Annotated in this window: 18 protein-coding genes; 9 read left to right on the forward strand and 9 right to left on the reverse strand. The window is 71.5% G+C overall.

What is annotated here, in order from left to right:
• Positions 1 to 48: 48 nt before the first annotated feature.
• The 4 genes from BMY74_RS07440 to BMY74_RS07455 all read right to left on the reverse strand — a co-directional run bounded on the left by BMY74_RS07440 (position 49) and on the right by BMY74_RS07455 (position 2,602).
• A complete protein-coding gene (locus BMY74_RS07440; RefSeq protein ID WP_177229615.1) occupies positions 49 to 684 on the reverse strand; it encodes a DUF998 domain-containing protein in 636 nt (211 codons plus the stop codon).
• The gene (locus BMY74_RS07445) at positions 681 to 1,307 is read right to left on the reverse strand and encodes a TetR/AcrR family transcriptional regulator (protein WP_089912596.1); all 627 of its coding nucleotides are present in this window, start codon (positions 1,305 to 1,307) and stop codon (positions 681 to 683) included. The genes BMY74_RS07440 and BMY74_RS07445 overlap by 4 nt, the downstream gene beginning before the upstream one ends.
• Before the next feature lie 45 nt (positions 1,308 to 1,352).
• Entirely contained in the window at positions 1,353 to 2,117 is a 765-nt protein-coding gene (locus BMY74_RS07450) for an SDR family oxidoreductase (protein ID WP_218159548.1), read from the reverse strand.
• Between the two features lie 77 nt (positions 2,118 to 2,194).
• Complete coding sequence (locus tag BMY74_RS07455; protein WP_089911639.1) at positions 2,195 to 2,602, reverse strand: hypothetical protein; 408 nt, start codon at positions 2,600 to 2,602, stop codon at positions 2,195 to 2,197.
• A gap of 105 nt (positions 2,603 to 2,707) precedes the next feature.
• Here BMY74_RS07455 and BMY74_RS07460 point away from each other — a divergent pair, with 105 nt between their 5' ends.
• The 5 genes from BMY74_RS07460 to BMY74_RS07480 all read left to right on the forward strand — a co-directional run bounded on the left by BMY74_RS07460 (position 2,708) and on the right by BMY74_RS07480 (position 8,622).
• Entirely contained in the window at positions 2,708 to 3,607 is a 900-nt protein-coding gene (locus BMY74_RS07460; RefSeq protein ID WP_089911642.1) for an NAD-dependent epimerase/dehydratase family protein, read from the forward strand.
• A gap of 78 nt (positions 3,608 to 3,685) precedes the next feature.
• Positions 3,686 to 4,309, forward strand: coding sequence for a flavodoxin family protein (locus BMY74_RS07465; RefSeq protein WP_089912603.1), 624 nt, complete (start codon positions 3,686 to 3,688; stop codon positions 4,307 to 4,309).
• Between the two features lie 194 nt (positions 4,310 to 4,503).
• Entirely contained in the window at positions 4,504 to 7,512 is a 3,009-nt protein-coding gene (locus BMY74_RS07470) for a protein kinase domain-containing protein (protein WP_177229616.1), read from the forward strand.
• A 69-nt stretch (positions 7,513 to 7,581) separates the two neighbouring features.
• The gene (locus BMY74_RS07475) at positions 7,582 to 8,004 is read left to right on the forward strand and encodes a nuclear transport factor 2 family protein (RefSeq protein ID WP_089911649.1); all 423 of its coding nucleotides are present in this window, start codon (positions 7,582 to 7,584) and stop codon (positions 8,002 to 8,004) included.
• A gap of 21 nt (positions 8,005 to 8,025) precedes the next feature.
• Positions 8,026 to 8,622 (forward strand): TetR/AcrR family transcriptional regulator, encoded by a 597-nt coding sequence (locus tag BMY74_RS07480; RefSeq protein ID WP_089911652.1) that lies wholly within the window; start codon positions 8,026 to 8,028, stop codon positions 8,620 to 8,622.
• Positions 8,623 to 8,626: 4 nt separating this feature from the next.
• Here the strand turns inward: BMY74_RS07480 and BMY74_RS07485 are convergent, their stop codons facing one another.
• Both BMY74_RS07485 and BMY74_RS07490 read right to left on the reverse strand, forming a co-directional pair.
• Positions 8,627 to 9,616, reverse strand: coding sequence for a hypothetical protein (locus tag BMY74_RS07485; protein WP_089911655.1), 990 nt, complete (start codon positions 9,614 to 9,616; stop codon positions 8,627 to 8,629).
• 77 nt (positions 9,617 to 9,693) lie between these two features.
• Positions 9,694 to 10,464, reverse strand: a complete 771-nt coding sequence (locus BMY74_RS07490; RefSeq protein ID WP_089911657.1) for an SDR family NAD(P)-dependent oxidoreductase — start codon at positions 10,462 to 10,464, stop codon at positions 9,694 to 9,696.
• Between the two features lie 85 nt (positions 10,465 to 10,549).
• On the opposite strand from BMY74_RS07490, the gene BMY74_RS07495 reads away from it, so the two are divergent.
• Positions 10,550 to 11,389, forward strand: a complete 840-nt coding sequence (locus BMY74_RS07495) for a helix-turn-helix transcriptional regulator (RefSeq protein ID WP_089911660.1) — start codon at positions 10,550 to 10,552, stop codon at positions 11,387 to 11,389.
• A 33-nt stretch (positions 11,390 to 11,422) separates the two neighbouring features.
• On the opposite strand, the gene BMY74_RS07500 is transcribed toward BMY74_RS07495, so the two are convergent.
• The 3 genes from BMY74_RS07500 to BMY74_RS07510 form a co-directional block, all read right to left on the reverse strand.
• Positions 11,423 to 12,454 (reverse strand): hypothetical protein, encoded by a 1,032-nt coding sequence (locus BMY74_RS07500; protein ID WP_245785959.1) that lies wholly within the window; start codon positions 12,452 to 12,454, stop codon positions 11,423 to 11,425.
• An 11-nt stretch (positions 12,455 to 12,465) separates the two neighbouring features.
• Positions 12,466 to 13,020, reverse strand: a complete 555-nt coding sequence (locus BMY74_RS07505) for an RNA polymerase sigma factor (protein ID WP_089911667.1) — start codon at positions 13,018 to 13,020, stop codon at positions 12,466 to 12,468.
• Positions 13,021 to 13,172: 152 nt separating this feature from the next.
• Entirely contained in the window at positions 13,173 to 14,408 is a 1,236-nt protein-coding gene (locus BMY74_RS07510) for an extracellular catalytic domain type 2 short-chain-length polyhydroxyalkanoate depolymerase (protein WP_177229617.1), read from the reverse strand.
• A gap of 124 nt (positions 14,409 to 14,532) precedes the next feature.
• Between BMY74_RS07510 and BMY74_RS07515 the strand changes: the two genes are divergently transcribed.
• The 3 genes from BMY74_RS07515 (at position 14,533) to BMY74_RS44865 (ending at position 17,936) form a co-directional block, all read left to right on the forward strand.
• On the forward strand, positions 14,533 to 15,366 hold the full coding sequence (locus BMY74_RS07515) for a PhzF family phenazine biosynthesis protein (protein ID WP_089911673.1): 834 nt from the start codon (positions 14,533 to 14,535) through the stop codon (positions 15,364 to 15,366).
• Between the two features lie 81 nt (positions 15,367 to 15,447).
• Positions 15,448 to 16,908 (forward strand): PP2C family protein-serine/threonine phosphatase, encoded by a 1,461-nt coding sequence (locus tag BMY74_RS44860; protein WP_245785960.1) that lies wholly within the window; start codon positions 15,448 to 15,450, stop codon positions 16,906 to 16,908.
• A complete protein-coding gene (locus BMY74_RS44865; RefSeq protein ID WP_089911676.1) occupies positions 16,905 to 17,936 on the forward strand; it encodes a cobalamin B12-binding domain-containing protein in 1,032 nt (343 codons plus the stop codon). Before BMY74_RS44860 ends, BMY74_RS44865 begins: the two co-directional genes overlap by 4 nt.
• Positions 17,937 to 18,111 lie beyond the last annotated feature (175 nt).

The raw sequence follows: 18,111 nt of genomic DNA on the forward strand, positions 1-18,111 counted from the left end.
CACCGTCCACAACGGACGCGGACGGCTCCAAGGGCGAGAAGGTCGCGTTCACCGCCCCGCGGGCCGCGTCGGCAACGCCACGCCGCACGCGACCGCCCACAGCAGCACCGGGAACGCGGCGATGCGTTCCCATAGACCGAACAGCGCCGGACCACCGACCTGGGCCACCATCAGCACGAGGGCGACCATCGCCACCACAGCGGCGGCGACGCCGACGCGGCCGAGGACGCGCCACCGTTCGGTGCCCGCCAGCGCGAGCCCGGTCAGCAGCATCGCGACCTCGCCCACCGGGATGGCGACGACCGCGCCGGCGACGTGCAGGGTGGCGCTGGTGTCCTCGGGGTTCAGGCCGACGACGGTCAGCGCCAGCCCGGTCACGACGAGGAGCGCGAGCCCGGTGCGGGCCGTCCGCGTGGCCGGGAACAGCGGCCCGACCAGCAGGGCTCCCCCGGCCAGGCACAGACCGGCGACCGTCCAGGACACGCCCGAGACGACGTGCCACGGCGAACACACCCAGCGCTCGACCTGCTCCGACCGGAAGCAGGTGGCCGCGCCCAGGTCGCTGATCGCGTTGCGCACCCAGCTGTACGGGACCTCCCACCGCGCCTCGACGACGAACAGCAGCAGGAAGTACTGCGCGACCAGCACCCACAGCGCCGCACCGAGGCGGGCCCGCCCGGTCACGCCCGGACTCCGGCCAGGCGCAGGGCGAAGAGCACGAAGGCGTCGGCCACCTGCTCCCGCGTGTGGTCCTGGCCGGGGCCGAACCAGTTGCCGACGCGCTGCCCCATGCCGCCGATCGCCCGCGCCGCCAGGCGTGCGTCGGGGACGTCGAACACGCCGTCCGCCAGCACGTCCAGCAGCAGCTGCTCCGAGGCGGCGCGCAGGGCGAGCGCGGGCGCGGCGAGTTCGGCGGACAGCACGTGCAGCTCGCTGTTGGTCACCACGGCCAGCAGCGAGAAGTCGGTGTGCGCGAACACGTGCGTGCGCACGAGCGCCGTGAGCTTCTCGACCGGGTCGGTGAGGCCGTCGACGGCGTCGAGCAGTCGCCGGTGCAGCTCGCGGTGCCCGACCAGGACCAGCTCGGCCAGCACCAGTTCCTTGGAGCTGTAGTAGCCGTAGAGGGTCGCCGAGTTGATGCCCGCGGCCGCGCCGATCTCGCGGATCGAGGTGCCGTGGAACCCGCGTTCGGCGAACAGCCCGAGAGCGGCGTGCAGCACGCGGCCCTGCGTGCCCGTCGGTGTCGTTCCCTCGGGCAGGACGACGGCCGCGGTCGCCAGCCTGCCCTTGTTCCACTGCTCGCTCAACGCCCACTCCAACCAATCGATTGATTGGAATGTAGACCATTCAGCTCAGGCGCGGCGCGAGGGGAGCATCGACAGGGCCTGGGCGCGCTGGGCGACGAGCTCGTCGTAGGTCCCGTCGCGTTCCGCCCAGCGGTGCATCAGGACCTGCTCGACCAGGACTTCCTTGGGCGTCGGTTCCTGGGACAGCAGCTTCACGACGTCGGTGACGTAGTCGTGCACCGGCACCGCCCGCGGGTTGACCTTCTCCTGCCCGGCGCTGGCCACGGCCGGGGGCACGAGTTCGACGACGTCGACGCCCGTCCCGTCCAGCTGGGCGCGCAGGGCCTCGGAGTAGGCGTGCACGGCGGCCTTGGACGCGGCGTAGGTGGGCATCGGCGGGAACGGCAGGAACGCGATCCCCGACGTGACGGTGACGATGGTTCCCGCACCGCGCCCGACGAGGTGCGGGGTGAAGGCGTCGATGAGCCGGATCGTGCCGGTCAGGTTGGTGTCGATGGTGCGCTGCGCGGCTTCGAAGTGCGCCGGGTCGCGCAGGTCCTCGAGCAACATGACCCCGGACATGGTCACCACGGTGTCCAGGTCGGGGAAGCGGGCGAGCACGGCGTCGCGGGCGGCCTCGACCGACTCGCCGTCGGTCACGTCGAGGGCGAACTCGCCGTCGCCGGCGCTGCGTCCGCCCACGGCGACGGTGCTGCCCGCGGCGGTCAGGTGCCGGGCCAGTTCCCGGCCGATGCCGGACGTGCCGCCGGCGATGAAAACGGTGCGGTTGGACAGGTCCACGAGAAGTTCCTCCATGTCATTCGCTGACATGGCCAGTCTTCGCCGCGGAAGGCCGGTGTCCCAGGTCCCTGATCTTCCGGGGTCCTGTCAGGACCCCTCTCAGGCGGTCACTTCGCGATGCTGCCCGACAGCTCGGAACTGCTGTCGCTGCCGGGTGAACCGCTGCCCGCGGTCTGGGTCAGCGGCTTGCCGTTCGCCGTGCTCTTCGCCAGCACGTCACCGCCGCCGTACTTCAGTTGCAGCTTCCACTCGTGGCGGCCGCTGTCCACGGGGAACTCGAGCGTCTTCGACCACGGGAGCGTCACCGCCTTCTCCTCGGTGGTGGCGCCGTCGACGACCAGCGTCAGCGACGTGATCGTGGCGGTACCCGTCACGTCCAGCACGATCGTGTTCACCGCAGAGGTCGCCGACGTGGCCGTGGTGGCCGCTCCCGGAGCGCCCGGCTCGGGGGTGGTGCACCCGCTCATCGCCGCCGTGACCAGCAGGGCCAGCAGAACTCGTTCGCTCCCACGCATGATCGTGGAGTCTACGAGGGCGGGACGACGCCCACGGAACGACTGTTTTGCCGGATCGGCAACGTTCCTCGGCCGCCGGTGGTGCTCGCGGCTAGCTTGCGGGGCATGAAGGTCTTCCTCACCGGCGCGACCGGTTTCATCGGAGGCGTCGTCGGTGAACGGCTCGTCGCCGAGGGGCATGAGGTGCGCGGCCTCGTGCGCAACCCTGACCACGCGCCGCTGCTGCGGCGGGCCGGGATCACCCCCGTGCCCGGCGACCTGGACGACGCCGGCCTGCTCACGGCCGAGGCGCAACGGGCGGATGGCGTGATCAACGCGGCGAACAGCGACCACCGGGGCGCGGTGGAGGCCCTGCTGCGCGGCCTGCGCGGCTCCGGCAAGCCGTTCGTGCACACCAGCGGCACCAGCCTGATCGCGGACGACGCCAAGGGCGAAGCGCTCTCCCCCACCGTCCACGACGACGCGCACGAGGTCGTCGCGAGCTCCCACCCCGTCCGGCAGGCCCGGTTCGCGCTCGACACCGACGTCGTCACCGCCGACGGTGTGCGGGCCGTCGTGCTCTGCAACCCGCTCGTCTACGGCACCGGCCGCGCGCCCCATCCCGACACCGTCCTGCTGGTGCCGCTCGTCGCGCAGGCCCGCGCCGGCGGCGTCGTCCGCGTGGTCGGCCGGGGCCTCAACACCTGGTCCACCGTGCACGTCGACGACCTGGCCGCGCTGTACGCGACCGCGCTGACCGACCCCGCCGCCCGCGGGTTCTACTTCGTGGAGAACGGCGAAGCGTCGTTCGCGGAGATCGGTGCCGCGATCGCGGACCGGCTGGGCCTGGGCGCGGTGCAACCGTGGCCGTTGCAGGAGGCGGCACGCGTGTGGGGCGAGGGTTTCGCGCGCTACGCGCTGGGCGCGAACAGCCGGGTGCGCGCCACCAGGGCGGGGGAACTCGGCTGGAAGCCGCGGCACTCCTCCGTCACCGCCTGGATCCGGCAGGACCTGCGCGTCCACTGAGGACAGGTTTGGCCGCGGCCGGAACGGGGTCCCCTCAACAGTGCGCCCTTGCGGTCCCGAGCACGGCGCGCACGCAACATGTGGAGGTTCACCGTGTCCTTGCGCGCCGTGGCTCTGGTCTGCAGCCTGAAGCCGTCCCCCGCCCCGTCCAGCAGCGACCTCATCGCGCACCAGCTCCTCGACGAGCTCAAGAACCACGACGTCGTCGGCGAGGTCGTCCGGGTCGTCGACCACGACGTCAAACCCGGCGTCGAGGCGGACATGGGCGACGGTGACGAGTGGCCCGCGCTGCGCCGCTCCATCGGCGAGGCCGACATCCTCATCGTCGCCACGCCGACCTGGATGGGTCACGCCTCCAGCGTCGCCCACCGCGTCCTCGAACGCCTGGACGCCTCGCTGTCGGAGACCGACGACCAGGGCCGCCCCGCGATGTTCGGCAAGGTCGCCCTGGCCGCCGTGGTCGGCAACGAGGACGGCGCCCACAAGATCGTCGCGGATCTCTTCCAGGCCCTCAACGACACCGGCTTCTCCATCCCGGCCCAGGGGTGCACGTACTGGAACGGCCAGGCGATGCAGACCGTCGACTACAACGACCTCGACGAGACGCCCGACGCCGTGAAGTCCACCACCGCGACGGCGGCCCGCAACGCCGCCCACCTCGCCCGGCTGCTGCGGGCCGAGCAGTACCCGCCCGTGTCCTGACACAGCGCGAAGGCCCACGCTCCGGCGTGGGCTTTTTGTTGCGCAGAAGCAATTCCACCCCACCTGTGCGCTGTAACGCGACCGGAGCGATCAGGCGATCTACCACCTGGTCGATTCGGACCGAACGAACAGTGCGGAGTGGTGCGGGGAAGCCGCGTCCACGCCTCCCCGAGTTCCAGGTGGGATGGTTCTCCTTGCGCGACTTGCCGAAACGCCGCGTCGTGGCCGGTGCCACGTTCGTGGCGGCCGTGTCCCTCGTCGTCTTCCTTTCCCTGCAAGGGCTCGAGCGGGCCGACAAGTGGGGCAGCGTCATCAGCGCGCTCGTCGCGCTGACGAGTCTGTGGTTCGTGCTGCCGAAGCCCGGTCCGGACGCCGGGAAGCTCCTCGACGCGCTGGAGCTCGATCCTCTGCACACCGGTGATCCCCGCGAGATCGGCGAGTACACCCTGCTCGGCCGGGTGGGGTCCGGTGCCACGGGCAACGTGTTCCTCGGTGCCAGCGGACGGCTCGGGCAGCTCGTGGTCGTCAAGGTGATGGGCGCCGAGGTGGCCGCGAACCCGGTGAGCCGCGAGCGGTTCCGGCGCGAGATCCGGTCCGTGGACGAGGTCGGCAGGGCGGCGGGCGGTGAGTTCCCGACACTGCTCGACTCCAACGCCGACGCCGAGCGGCCGTGGTTCGCGACCGAGTACCTGCCGAGCCGGTCGCTGCAGGAGCTGGTCACCGGCCCGTGGCGGCCCGCGGCGGTGGCGTGGCTCGCGGCCGCGGTGGCGCGGAAGCTGCGGCTCGTCCACGCCAAGGGCCTGGTGCACCGGGACCTCAAGCCCGCCAACGTGCTGCTGGGCGTCGAGGACCTGTGGATCATCGACCTCGGCATCGCGAAGAACCGCGAGGACGCCGGCCTCACCCGGCACGGTGCCGTCGGGACCGTCGCGTTCATGTCGCCGGAGCAGGCCCGCGGCACCGAGGAGGTCACCGCGGCGAGCGACGTGTTCTCGTTGGGGGCGTTGCTGGTCCACGCGGCGACGGGCACGCCGCCGTTCGGCAACGACCCGGACGACACCGTGCGCAGGATCCTGGCCGACGAACCGGACCTGAGCGGACTGGCGGGGTGGGACAGCGCACTCGTCGCGCTGCTGCGGCGGTGCCTGGACAAGGATCCGGCGCGGCGCCCGTCGTTGGACGAGATCATCGAGGTGTGCACGCCGTTCGCCGGCGACGCGCCCGCGGAGGTCCGCGCACGGGCCGCGGAGCTCGGTGCGGCGATGGCGGTCGCGCGCGACCAGGCGTCGGCTCCCCCCGTTCCGTGGTGGCGCCAGGTCAGGACGCGGTGGACCGCACTCGCGGCGGTCGTCGCGTTGCTGGCGTTCGCCGTGGTGCCGCTCCTCGCCTCCAGCCGCGAGATCACCGCACTGGCTTCGTGCTCCACACCACCGGACACGACCGTCCACATCGGAGTGTCCGCGGACAAGAGCGAGCTGTTCAAGGAGTTCGCCGAGAAGTACGGCACGCGGTCGGCCGACGGGCACTGCGTCAAGGTCCGGATCACCGAGCTGAACTCCGGCACTGCCGCGAACACGCTGGCACGCGGGTGGACCGAGTCCGACGGCCCGCGCCCCGACGTCTGGTCCCCGGCCTCCAGCGAGTGGCTCGACATCGCCCGCGACCGCGCCGCGCCCGGCTCGAACGCGCTCGCCGCGCTGCAGGCGCAGAGCCGCGGACCCGTCGTGACGTCACCGCTGGTGGTCGCCATGCCGAAGCCCATGGCGGAGACGCTCGGCTGGCCGAGCACCAGGGACGTCAGCTGGAGGACGCTCGCGGACCTGGCGGCCGACCCGCAGGGGTGGGCGCGGTACGGGAAGGACTGGGGCCCGTTCCGGCTGGGGAAGACGAACCCCAACTACTCGACCTCGGGCCTCAACGCGACCATCGGCGCGTTCCACGCGTTCCGCGCCAACATCGATTCGACCGGACCGCTCGAGGACGGCGACGTCGACAACGTCAACGCGCAGAGGTTCGTCCAGAGCATCGAGCAGTCGATCGTGCACTACGGCGAAACGAGCCTGCACTTCCTGCGCAACCTGCGCACCGCCGAACGACAGGGGCAGGGGCTCTCCTACGTCTCCGCGCTCACCGTCGACGAGAGTTCCATGCTGGCCTACAACTCCGGCTACCCGGCGGGCGCACTGTCCCCTGTGGACCAGAAGGAGGGCGAGCCCACCACCAAGCTCGTCGCGATGTACCCCAAGGAAGGGACGATCTTCCACGACCACCCGTACGTCCCGCTGGCGTGGCCGGACACCTCGACGGCGAAACGGGAGGTGTCCGAGGACTTCTTCACCCACCTGAGATCCACCCAGGCGCAGAAGCGCTTCGGGGAGCTGGGTTTCCGCGACCCCTCGCGGAAGTCGAACGAGGTCTCCGAGCAGAACGGGGTCTCCCCCGACTTCGCCGTGAAGGAGGTGCAGGCGCCGTCGGCGCGCACGCTGAACAAGGTGCTGACCGCGTGGAGCACCGTGCGCAAGCCGGCGAACGTCCTGCTCGTCGTCGACACGTCCGGTTCGATGAGGTCCGGCGTGACCGCGGAGAAGGTCGACAAGCAGACCTGCGACCCGAAGTGGCTCGAGCGGGACCCGGTCACCAGGCACTGCCCGTCCAAGATCGAGCTGGTCAAGAAGTACCGCACCGAGATCGTCACCGGGTTCACCAACTCCGACCGGCTGGGCCTGTGGAACTTCTCCAGCGCGGGCTACGCCGGCAAGGGCCCGTCCTGCCGCGACGACCACTGCGAGCAGCACCCGATCGGCCCGCTGGACGAGGTGAAGCGCCGGGAGATCGCGAACAAGATCGCGGAGCTGCCCGCGGACGGCGGGACGGGGCTGTTCGACACCGTCGACCGGGCCGTCACCACCATGCGGCAGCAGTTCGACGAGAAGGCCATCAACGCCGTCGTGGTGCTCTCCGACGGCAAGAACGAGAAGGAGACGGGCCTCGACCTCGCGCAGCTCGTCGAGCGGATCAAGGCCACCGCGGGGTCCGAACCGGTCAGGGTGTTCACGCTCGCCTACGGCTTCAGCCCCGAGGACGCCACGGGACGCGAGGAGCTCAAGAAGATCGCCGAAGCCACGGCGGCGGGCGCGTACGAGGCCGCCGATCCCAGCACGATCACCGACGACCTGGTGGCGGCCATCACGTCGAACTTCTGATCCTGGTTTTTCGCGACAACCTGTCGTAACGTTCACGACAGGTTGTCGTAAAAGTTCCGGGAGGGCCCCATGGACGATCGCGCCGAGCTCGTCGAACTGCTCAGCCACTACGCCGACATCGCGGACCTGAAGGAGTTCGACGCGTTGCCCCGCAAGGTCTTCACCGAGGACCTGACGCTCGACTTCGAGTCCGTCACGGGCATGCCGCCCATGACGGTCCCGCTGGACAGCTACGTCGAGGTCCTCCGTTCGACCTTCGCGCCGTTCGAGGCGACGCACCACGCGATCACCGGCCACGTCGTCACCGTCGAGGGCGACACCGCGAAGATCCACGCGCACGTCCGCGCCGAGCACTGGCTGCCGGACGCCGCTCGCTGGCTGGTCGTCGGCTTCTACGACGACGAGGCGGTCCGCACCGCGGACGGCTGGCGGCTCAGCCGTGTCAAGCTGACGGCGACACACCAGGAGAACGTGCCCGCCGCCGTGCGGTGAGAACCGAGGAGGAACGACCGGATGCCGCGGATTCGCGCCGCCACCATCGAGGAGCACCACGAGGTGGTGTGGACGGGCCTCGCCGAGGCGTTGCGGCAGTTGCTGCTCGAACGCGACTACGACTCGATCACCCTGGGCCACATCGCGGCGCGGGCGGGCCTCGCGCGCAACACGCTCTACAACTACGCCAAGGACAAGCGGACGCTGGTCCTCGAACTCGCCCGCCGTGCCAGCAGCCCGCTGGCCGAGCAGGTGAGCGCGATCGCGGCACGGTCGGCGGACCCGGCGGCCGACCGGATGCGCGAGATCGTCGAGACGATCCTGGCGGCCTCCACGGACCTGCGGTTCATGTTCCTGCCGAACGCGAGTCCGATGGTCGCCGAACTCCAGCAGGGGCCGGAGAACCCGTTCACCGTCCTCGTGGCCGAGGTGGAGAACGTCGTGCGGGACGGCATCACCCGAGGCGAGTTCCGCGACGTCGGCGACGTGGGCCTCGTCGTGGAACTGCTGTCGGGCGCGATGCGGGCGGGCGTCGACCGGATCGGCCGCGACCCGGCGTCGTTGCCCGCCACGGTCCGCGCGGCGCAGGAGGTCGTCCTCGCCGCGATCACGGCCTGACGGTCTACTGCATGTTCGTGACGTGCCGGTGCCGGGGGTCGGCGGCGCACGTGTAGAGCTGCAGGTTGTAGCCGCGGCCGATCATGACCATCGTCGGCTCGTGCGGAGCCGGGTACGGCGGGTGCGCCGCCTCGGCGTCCTCGACCGGCTGCCAGCTCATCCCGCCGTCCCACTCGGCGCTGGCGACGGTCAGCAGCGGCTCGACGTCCGCGCCGCAGTCCGGGCACGCCATGGGGAACGGGTCGGAGAAGCTCCACGGCCCGTGGCCGCCGGTCTTCCAGCCGTCGGCCACGGACAGGTCGTACTGGTACCTCTGCCCTTCCCGGTCCTCCCACTCGTGCACCTGCCGGGCCAGGTCCTCCTCCAGGCAGTGCGGAGCGGGGTACTCCGTGACCTCCTCGGGGTGCAGCACGCACGGCTGCGGCAGGTAGTGCTCCTCGACCGCGGCCGGGACCGGGGGTTCTCCGAGCGGGTCGGTCACCTCCGCCGCCACCCGCCAGCGCACCGCGGTGCTGGGCGCGTAGCCCTCGTCCTCGTGGTCGAAGGGGCACCACAGCACCTGCACCAGGTCCGCGCCGTCCGGGCGGGGCAGGCCGGGGACGTCCCGCGCGTACAGCTGCGCCACCGGCACCATCGGCAGCGGGCCGTCCTGCCTGATCGGCGTGCCCTGGTCGACGCGGTCGACGACGACCTTCTCCTCCGCCGTCAGGAGGTTGACCCCGCGTTCCCGTGGACGGGCCCACGCCTCGGTCAGGATCTGCCTGCGCGCCATCACATCGGGCACGGAGGCACCGTCCAGAAAGGAGTCACCGTGCTCGGCGCAGGAAGGCCACGGCTCCCCCGCCGGCCACAGCAGCGGACCACCGACGGAGCTGTCCGCCGCCGTCGGTTCGCCCGGCCGGGGGTGCAGCCGCACGGAGGTGCGGGCCAGCGGCGCCAGGGCGGGGAGGTGCTGGGCGACGTCGACGGGACGCGGCGGGGTGGTGCGGACCATGGCACGGGATCGTAATCACGATCTTCACCGCCCCGCGCCGATTCGAACAACCGCACACCGCTTCCCCAGCCCACGTCTCAGGCCCCGGCGCCCCCGTCCACCGGCACGATCGCGCCGTTCACCATCGACGCCCGGTCGCTCAGCAACCACGCGGCGACCTCGGCCACCTCACGCGGCTCGGCCATCCGCCCCAACGGGGTCGACGCGGTGATCTGCGCGGTCACGCCGGGCGTCGCCGCCTCCCACTGTTCGATCATGGCCGTCGCGGTGCCGCCGGGCGTGATGCCGTTGACCCGGATCCCCTCCCGGCCCCACGTCACTGCGGCGCTCTCGGTGAGGCTGTTGAGCGCGCGCTTCATGGCGCCGTAGGCGGGCAGGACCGGGTTCGCGCGGCGGCTGCCGATGCTGGACGTGTTCACGATGGCGCCGCCACCGCCGCGGCGCATGAGGGCGGCCTCGGCGTTCATGGCGGTCCAGTGGCCGCGGAAGTTCACCGCGAACTGCTCGTCGATCTCGTCCTCGCTGGTCTCGTGCAACGGGCCCGGCTGCTGCACGACGGCCCCGTTGTTGAAGGCGCCGTCGAGTCGTCCGTGGAGCTCCTCCACGCGGTCGACGGCGGCGCGGACGCTGGCCCGGTCGCCCAGGTCGATCGTGACGGCGTCGGCGGTGCCGCCTTCGGCGCGGATGCCGGTCACGAGGCGGTCCAGGGCGTCGGCGCTGCGGGCGGCGAGCACGACGGACGCGCCCTCGTGGGCGAAGAGCCTCGCCGCCGCCTCGCCGATGCCGCGGCTGGCGCCGGTGATGAGCACGACCTTGCCGGCGAGGAGGCCGGTGTTGTTGTTCGTCATGGCACCAGCGTCGGTCCGGGTGCGGACCGGAGGCAGGCACAGGCTGTACCAGTCTGGGAGGCCGCCCACCGCGCATACTCGGGGTATGGACAAGCAGCAGCTCGGCACGTTCCTGCGCACCCGGCGGGAGCGGCTCCTGCCCTCGGACGTCGGTATGCCCTCGGGTCCGCGCCGCCGGACGTCCGGGCTGCGCCGCGAGGAGGTGGCCGTCCTCGCGCACATCTCGACGGAGTACTACATCCGCCTCGAACAGGGGCGGGCGCCGCGGCCGTCGACCGAGGTGCTGGCGGGGATCGCCCAGGCCCTGCGGCTCACCGACGCCGAGTCCGACCACCTGCACGTCCTCGCGGGCACCGCGCCGAGCCGCACGGGACGGCACCGGCGCGACGTCCGGCCGAGCATCCTCGCGCTGCTCGATCGGCTGCCGCAGACGGCGGGCTTCGTGACGTCGGCGGCGTTCGAGGTGCTGGCGTGCAACGACCTCGCGGCGGCGTTGATGGAGGACTTCCGCGAGCTCGGCCCGCGGGAGCGCAACCTCGCGCGGCGGGCGTTCCTGCACCCCGTCCCGGAGCTGTACGGCGTGTCGGACGCCGCCGAGTTCCGCCACCACGTGGTCATGCACCTGCGGGCCGCTCTCGCGCGCTACCCGTCCGATCCGGTGGTGTCCGGGCTGGTCGACGAGCTGCGCGAGGGCAGCGCCGACTTCGCCCGGCTCTGGGAGCGGCACGACGTGCACGCCGCGCCGACGCTGACGAAGACGTTCCGGCACCCGGTCGTCGGGGAGATCACCGTCGACTGCGACTCACTGGCGCTGACGGACCGCGACCAGCACCTGGTCCTCTACAGCGCCCCGCCCGGTTCTCGTGACGCCGAGGCGCTGGCGTTGCTGAACGTGCTGGGAGCGCAGAAGTTCGCGGACTCCTGAGAGGACCGGAATCGGTCCTCTCAGGAGCGTTGCTCAGATCTTGCCGGCCGCGATGTCGGCCAGGTTCACCCGGGACGACTTGTAGTTCGCCACCGAGTGCGGGTCCTGCTCTCCTTGCGCGGGAACGACCTCGGAGCGGATCGGCAGGCCGTTGCCGGCGTCCACGGTCACCACGTGCGCCCCCTCGCCGGAGCTCACCGGAGGAGCGGCGGTGAGCTTCAGCACGGTCTGGCCCCCGACGTCGGCCTTGTCGACGGTGACGTCCTCGATGGTCGCGAGCAGCTTCAGCACCCCCGCGCGGACCTCCGCGTTGGCCGCGCCGATGAACAACGCGTAGGTCGTGTTGCTCCACAGGGTGTTGTTGATGCCGTCCTCCAGCTCCTTGCCCGTCGGGCGCGGCTTGGCGGGCGGCACCGGCATGCCCTTCTTGCGGAAGACCTCGGCCCTTTCCTCCTGGCCGCGCGCCCACGCCTTCTCCTGCTCGGCGGGGCTCATGCCGAGCGCCCAGCAGCAACCGGCGCCGTTGACCATCGCGTTCCTGGCCGCCTCCAGGTCACCCTTCGCCGCGAGCCGGGCGGCCGCCATCAGCTTCCGGTCGTAGTCCGTGGCCAGGTCCTGTCCCTTCGCGGCCGCCTGCGCCAGGGTCTTCGGGGAGTCGCCGTGGAACGTCTGGCCCTTGTCCGTGTAGACCGTGTACCAGACGTACTGCGACTTGTCGGGCGCGAGGTTCGAACGGATGATCAGCGACGAGTCCCCCTGCGACGGCGCCGCTTTCAGGTCGGAGGCGAGCTTCACCAGCGGTGACTCGACCACCTGCGGTGCCGCGGCCGGAGGTGCCGCCGGAACGCCACCGCCCGTCGTGCCCATCACCACCGCCGTGGCGACGGCCGCCGCACCCACGGCCGTGATGCCGGCCCTGGTCCAGGAGAACCAGCGCTTCGGGCGCACGACCGGGGCCACCGGCTCCGCCATCGCCGTCCGCAGCGCCGCACGGGCGTCGTCGTAGGCCTCGGGGCGGGGGGACGGGACGTCACGCAGCTTCTTCATCAGGTCCATCTCATCCATGGGGTGTTCTTTCACGTTGTCGGTACCTGCAGCAGCGCGGCCACCTCGGGGGCGTCGCGCAGCGACTTGCGCGCCTGGTGCAGCAGGCGGCGGGCCGTTCCGGCCGGGATGTCGAGCACCCGTCCCGCCTCGGCGACGGTCAGGTCCTCCCAGGCGACGAGGCCCAGGACCTCCCGCTCCTCCGGTTTGAGCCGTGCCAGCGCCGCGCGCAGCGACGCCTGGGCGTCCACGCGCGTGTCGACCGCCGGCCAGGGGTCCCAGCCGCTCGCCATCCGCGCCACGTCCGGCGCGGGGTCCTCTTCCGGCTCGGACCGCCAGTGCTGGCGCAACCTGTTGAGCGCGACGCCGTACAGCCAGGGCCGGGCCCCGGGGTACGACCTGTCGTAGCTCGCACGGGAGGCGTAGGCCGCCACCCACACGTCGCCGAGCACGTCCTCGGCGGTCTGCCGCCCCACCCTGCGCGCGAGGTAGCTGCCGATCGCGCTCTCGTGACGGCTGATCACCTCGACGAAGGCGTCCGTGTCTCCGTGCAGCGATCTGCCGATCAGTTCAGCGTCTGACGACATGGAGCTCCTCGGGTTCTGCTTCCCTTTCCACCCCGTAGTTGTCAACTCGCGCCGAAACCGTTCAGGTTGCTCGACGGCGCAGGTCAGCGTGTACGACAACGGCCGCGCCTTCGAGGCGCGGCCGTCCTGGTCGTGTGCTGTTGGAGCGCTGGTCAGCACCTCACCCAGTAGTTCGTCGAGGTCTGCCGCAGAGTGCTGGTGGTGTAGGTGTTCCAGAGTCCGAGCGCCTGGTTGGAACCCAGCGCGTAGGTCTGGCCCAGGTTCGCGTAGGCGCGGCCGGCGACCGTGTGGGCGTAGTTGCTGGCGGTGACGCATCCCGAAGGCGGAGCCGTGGTGGTGGTGGTGGTGGTTGTCGTCGTCGTGGGCGCCGGTCCGCCGTTCGAGAGCGCCTTGACCATGTTCACCACGGCGGTCATCTGCGGGCCGCTCTTCTGCGCGTACTGCGCCGACTGGTAGCCCCACCAGTCCCAGCAGCCGCGCGGGTTCGCGGAGGACGTGGTGGCCTGCGGGTAGAGCACGACCATGCCGTTGGTGTCGGCGTACTCGTTGAGATAAGCCTTGTCCAGCAACGCGTTGCCGATCTGGCCGTACGTCTGCTGGCAGCCGTGCAACGCCACCACGAGCTTGCACGGACCGGTCTCGCACGCCTTGGGCACGTACGCGAAACCCTCACGGCCCAGGGTGATCGCCGACGCGCTGCCGCCGGGCGCGTAGGTGTTCTGGTCGAACTGCACGAGCTTGCCGGTCAGCGTCGAGGCGGCCGCGTTCACGGAACCGAACAGGTGGCCCAGCATCTGCCCGACGACGTCGGCCGAGCACTTGTTGATGTACGGCGAAGCCGTGGAGCCGCAGGCGTTCGGGCCGATCGGGCTGATCCACGCGTGGCCTGCCGCGGTGGTGCTGTTGTAGACGACGCGGGAGCCGAAGTCGCGGTAGTAGGTGGCGAGGTCGTTGTTCACCGCGGCGTCGACCGTGTCGTCCGCGGTGCCGTGGAAGAGCCACACCGGGTCGCCGGACAGGTTCTGCGGCGCGTCGACCGCGCCCGCCGCCGCGCGGTCGCGGGTCAGCTGTTCGAGCTGGGCCGGGGTCTTGCGGGCCTGGAAGGTGTCCATGCACGCGAGCAGGGCGGTGTTGACGTTGTTCTGCGCGCAGTCGTAGGGACCGGCCGAGAAGATGCCCGCGCCCTGGAACAACCCGGAGTACGCGACGTGCAGCTGGTTCGCCATGTACCCGCCGGACGAGATGCCGCTGACGTACGTGCCGGTGATGTTCAGCTTGGTCAGCGTGCCTTGCTGGGGCGGCGGGACCGCCGCGAGCGAGATCGACAGGGATGCCGCGGCCAGGCCGGTCGCCGCCGCGAGTGCCACGAGCACGTTCCTCAATCGCATGTGTTCGCCTCCGTCGTTGCAGGCAGGACGTGCGATCGAGGCTAAGAGCGGACAAATGGCCTGCACCACGTGTGACGGAGCTACCTCGTGCGGTGACCGGACGTCGGACGGCACCATTGACACCATGCGGACGTTCAGCCAGGTCGACGTTTTCACCGACGAGTTCACGAAGGGCAACGCGCTCGCGGTCGTGCACGACGCGGAAGGCCTCACCACGGAGCAGATGGCGGCGTTCGCGAACTGGACGAACCTCGCGGAGACGACATTCCTCCTGCCACCGACCGATCCCGCCGCGGCCGACTACCGGGTGCGCATCTTCACGGTGAGCCGCGAGCTGCCGTTCGCGGGCCACCCGACGCTCGGCTCTGCCCACGCGTGGCTGGCCGCCGGCGGCACCCCGCGCGACCCGGACCGGCTGGTGCAGGAGTGCGGCGCCGGTCTGGTGGAGGTGCGCCGGGACGGCGCGCGGCTGGCGTTCGCCGCCCCACCGCTCCTGCGCGGCGGTCCCGTCGAGAACCCGGAGGCCCTGGCGGCGGCGCTGGCGATCGAGCCGGACGACGTCCTCGGCGCTCAGTGGGCCGACAACGGACCCGGTTGGGCCGCGGTGCTGCTGCGCTCCGCCGAGGCGGTGCTCGCCGTGCGGCCCGACTACCAGCGGTTCGGCGAGTTCACCGGCATCGGGGTGGTCGGGCCGCACCCGGAGGGCCACGACGCCGAGTTCGAGGTGCGGGCGTTCATCCACGAGGGCGGCAGGTACGAGGAGGACCCGGTGACCGGCAGTCTCAACGCCGCGATCGCCCAGTGGCTCATCCCGGCCGGAATCGCCCGGGAGCGGTACGTCGCGGCCCAGGGCACGGCGCTCGGCCGGCGCGGGCGAATCCACCTCGCGCAGGCGGACGGGCGGATCTGGGTCGGCGGGAACACCGTGGCGGGCATCACCGGACGGGTGACGCTGTGATCGTCCTCTGAGGACCGCATACCCACTCGTCAGGGGGTTCAAACGTTGTTCTTGATCGGGTTCGGATGAGACAATCGGTTCGTGGTCACGGTCTCCAGCTGGTTGCGTTCACCGTGCCCCGCGCTGGTCGTCGACGCCGTCGGTGCCGTGCACGGCATGAACGACGCAGCCAGGACGCTCTTCCCGGAACAGGTCTTGCCGCCCGACTTGCGGCACGGCGAGTCCGTGCACGTCGCGGACCGCAGCTACGCCGCCCACCGGGTCGACAACGAGGACGGCTCGGTCACCTGGTGGCTGCTCGACGAGACCGACCTGCTGCTCGAACGCGACCGCGCCGCGCTGCTGGCGCGGATGTCCAGCGAGCTGATGACATCGCTCAACCCCGAGCGCTGCATGAACGTCGTGGCGGAACTGGCCGCCGAGCACCTCGCCGACGAGGCCGTGGTGATCGCGCCGCCGTCCGGCAACGGTCACCCGGTCACGCGGTGCCTGCGCGGCGGGACGCCGACGTACGAGCTGCAGCGCGTCGACGTCGAGGAGGTCGTCGGGCTCAGCGAGGCGTTGCGCGGCTTCCCGCCGGTGCCCTCGCGGTGGATCGACCCGGCCGCGGCGCCGGGCTGGCTCGCCCAGGACGTCGTCTCGATCGTCGTCACCCCGCTGCCCGGCCACGGCGTGCCGGCCGGGGCGTTGATCCTCATCCGGCGCGACAAGCAGTTCACCGAGGCCGAGGAGGCGTTCGCGCGGCTCTTCGCGTCGCGGGCGGGCGTGGCGATCTCGGCGGCGAGCCTGTTCACCCAGCAGGCCTCGATCACCGAACGGCTGACCCGCGACCTGCTGCCCCCGGTGCTGCACCGCTACGAGCACGTCGAACTGGCCGGGCGCTACCGGGCGTCGGGCGACACCGAACGCGTCGGCGGCGACTTCTACGACGTGCACGAGCTGCCGGACGACCAGTTGTTCGTCCTGTTCGGCGACGTGTGCGGCAAGGGACTCGACGCGGCGGTGCAGACCGGCCGGGTCCGCACGGCGGTGCACGCGCTCCTGCAGGTGGTCACCGACCACGACCAGGTGCTGCACGCCCTCAACCAGGCGTTGCTCACGACGGACGAGTCGCGGTTCATCACCACGGTCGTCGGCACCATCAGCCCCGAGGCCGGCGGCCTGCGCGTGCGGCTGACCTCGGGCGGGCACCTGCCTCCGCTGGTCGTGCGCACGAACGGCGAGGTCGAGGCCGCCAGGAACAAGGGCACGCTCGTCGGCATCCTGCCGAAGATCCTGACCGAGACCGACGAGGTCGTGCTGGCGCCCGGCGACTCGCTGCTGCTCTACACCGACGGCATCACCGAGGCCCACGGCGGCCCGCTGGGCGACGAGGAGTTCGGCGAGGACCGCCTGCACCGCGCCCTGACGGCCTGCGGCGGCATGCCGGCCGAGGCCCTCGTCGAACACGTGCACATGCTCGCCTCGCAGTGGGTCGGCGGTGGCGAGCACGACGACATGGCGGTCGTCGCCATCACGGCGCCGCGGAGGAGGCCTTCGTGAAGCCCGTCGCGGACGTGGTGGACGCCCTGTGGGAGGCCGCGCTGCTCGGCGACGAGTACCGGGCCACCGACGTGGTGCTCGACGCCGCCGACGAGCGCGGCCACGAGACCGTGCTGCTCGACGTCGTCGGCGCGGTGCAGAAGCGGGTCGGCCAGGAATGGGCCGCGAACCGTATCAGCGTGGCGCAGGAGCACGCGATCACCGCGATCAACGACAGGGCGGTCACCGCGTTGTCGATCACCAGGCCGCGCCGCGAGCCCGAGCACGGGCGCGTGACGGTCGCGTGCGTGGACGGCGAGTGGCACGCGTTGCCCGCGCGGCTGCTGGCGGAGGTGCTCGCGTTGCGCGGGTTCGCCGTCGACTACCTGGGCGCGCAGGTGCCGACGCCGCACCTCATCACGTACCTGCACCGCACCGGCCCGGACGTGGTGGCGCTGTCGAGCTCGATCGCCACCCGGCTGCCGGTGGCGCACTCGACGATGACGGCGTGCCAGGCGACGGGCGTGCCGGTGATGGTCGGCGGGGCGGCGTTCGGCCAGGACGGCGTGTACGCGCGGCGGTTCGGCGCGAACGCGTGGGCCGCGGACGCCCGGTCGGCCGCGGACATGCTGCTGTCGCAGACGTTGCCCGCGCCGAGCCCCCCGCACCAGCCGGTCGACGACCTGCCGCACCTCGCGGACCAGGAGTACACGCTCGTGACGCGGACCGCGCGCGATCTGGTGCGGTCGGTGTACCGCGGTCTCGAGGACCGCGTGCCCGCGATGGCCTCCTACACCGACGAACAACGGCACCACACGGCCGAGGACCTGGCCCACATCGTCGACCACCTGGCCACCGCCCTGTACGTGGACGACGACTCGCTGTTCGTGGACTTCCTGTCTTGGACCGGTGCAGTGCTCAACGCGCGCGGCGTGCCGGCGCAGGTGCTGGACCCGGCGTTGGAGTTGTTGTCGGACCAGCTGCGCGATTTCCCGCGCGCGCAGCGGATGCTCGCGCAGACGCGTCTAGGTGTCCAGACGATGAACTAGGGCCTGTGTCGAGGTCCGGTTCGATGAGAGCTGCGCTTGAGGTGGTTTCTGGTGGTGCGGCCGGAACGGCCGCGTACCGGTGTTGTACGTGGGCGTTCCGGCCGTGCCGCCAGGGGCCGCCTCGGGCCCGGCTGTCGCGGACCGGATCTCGACACAGGCCCTGGTCTCAAGTGGA

It is taken from the genome of Lentzea albida, from assembly GCF_900111005.1.
Taxonomy (GTDB): domain Bacteria; phylum Actinomycetota; class Actinomycetes; order Mycobacteriales; family Pseudonocardiaceae; genus Lentzea; species Lentzea albida.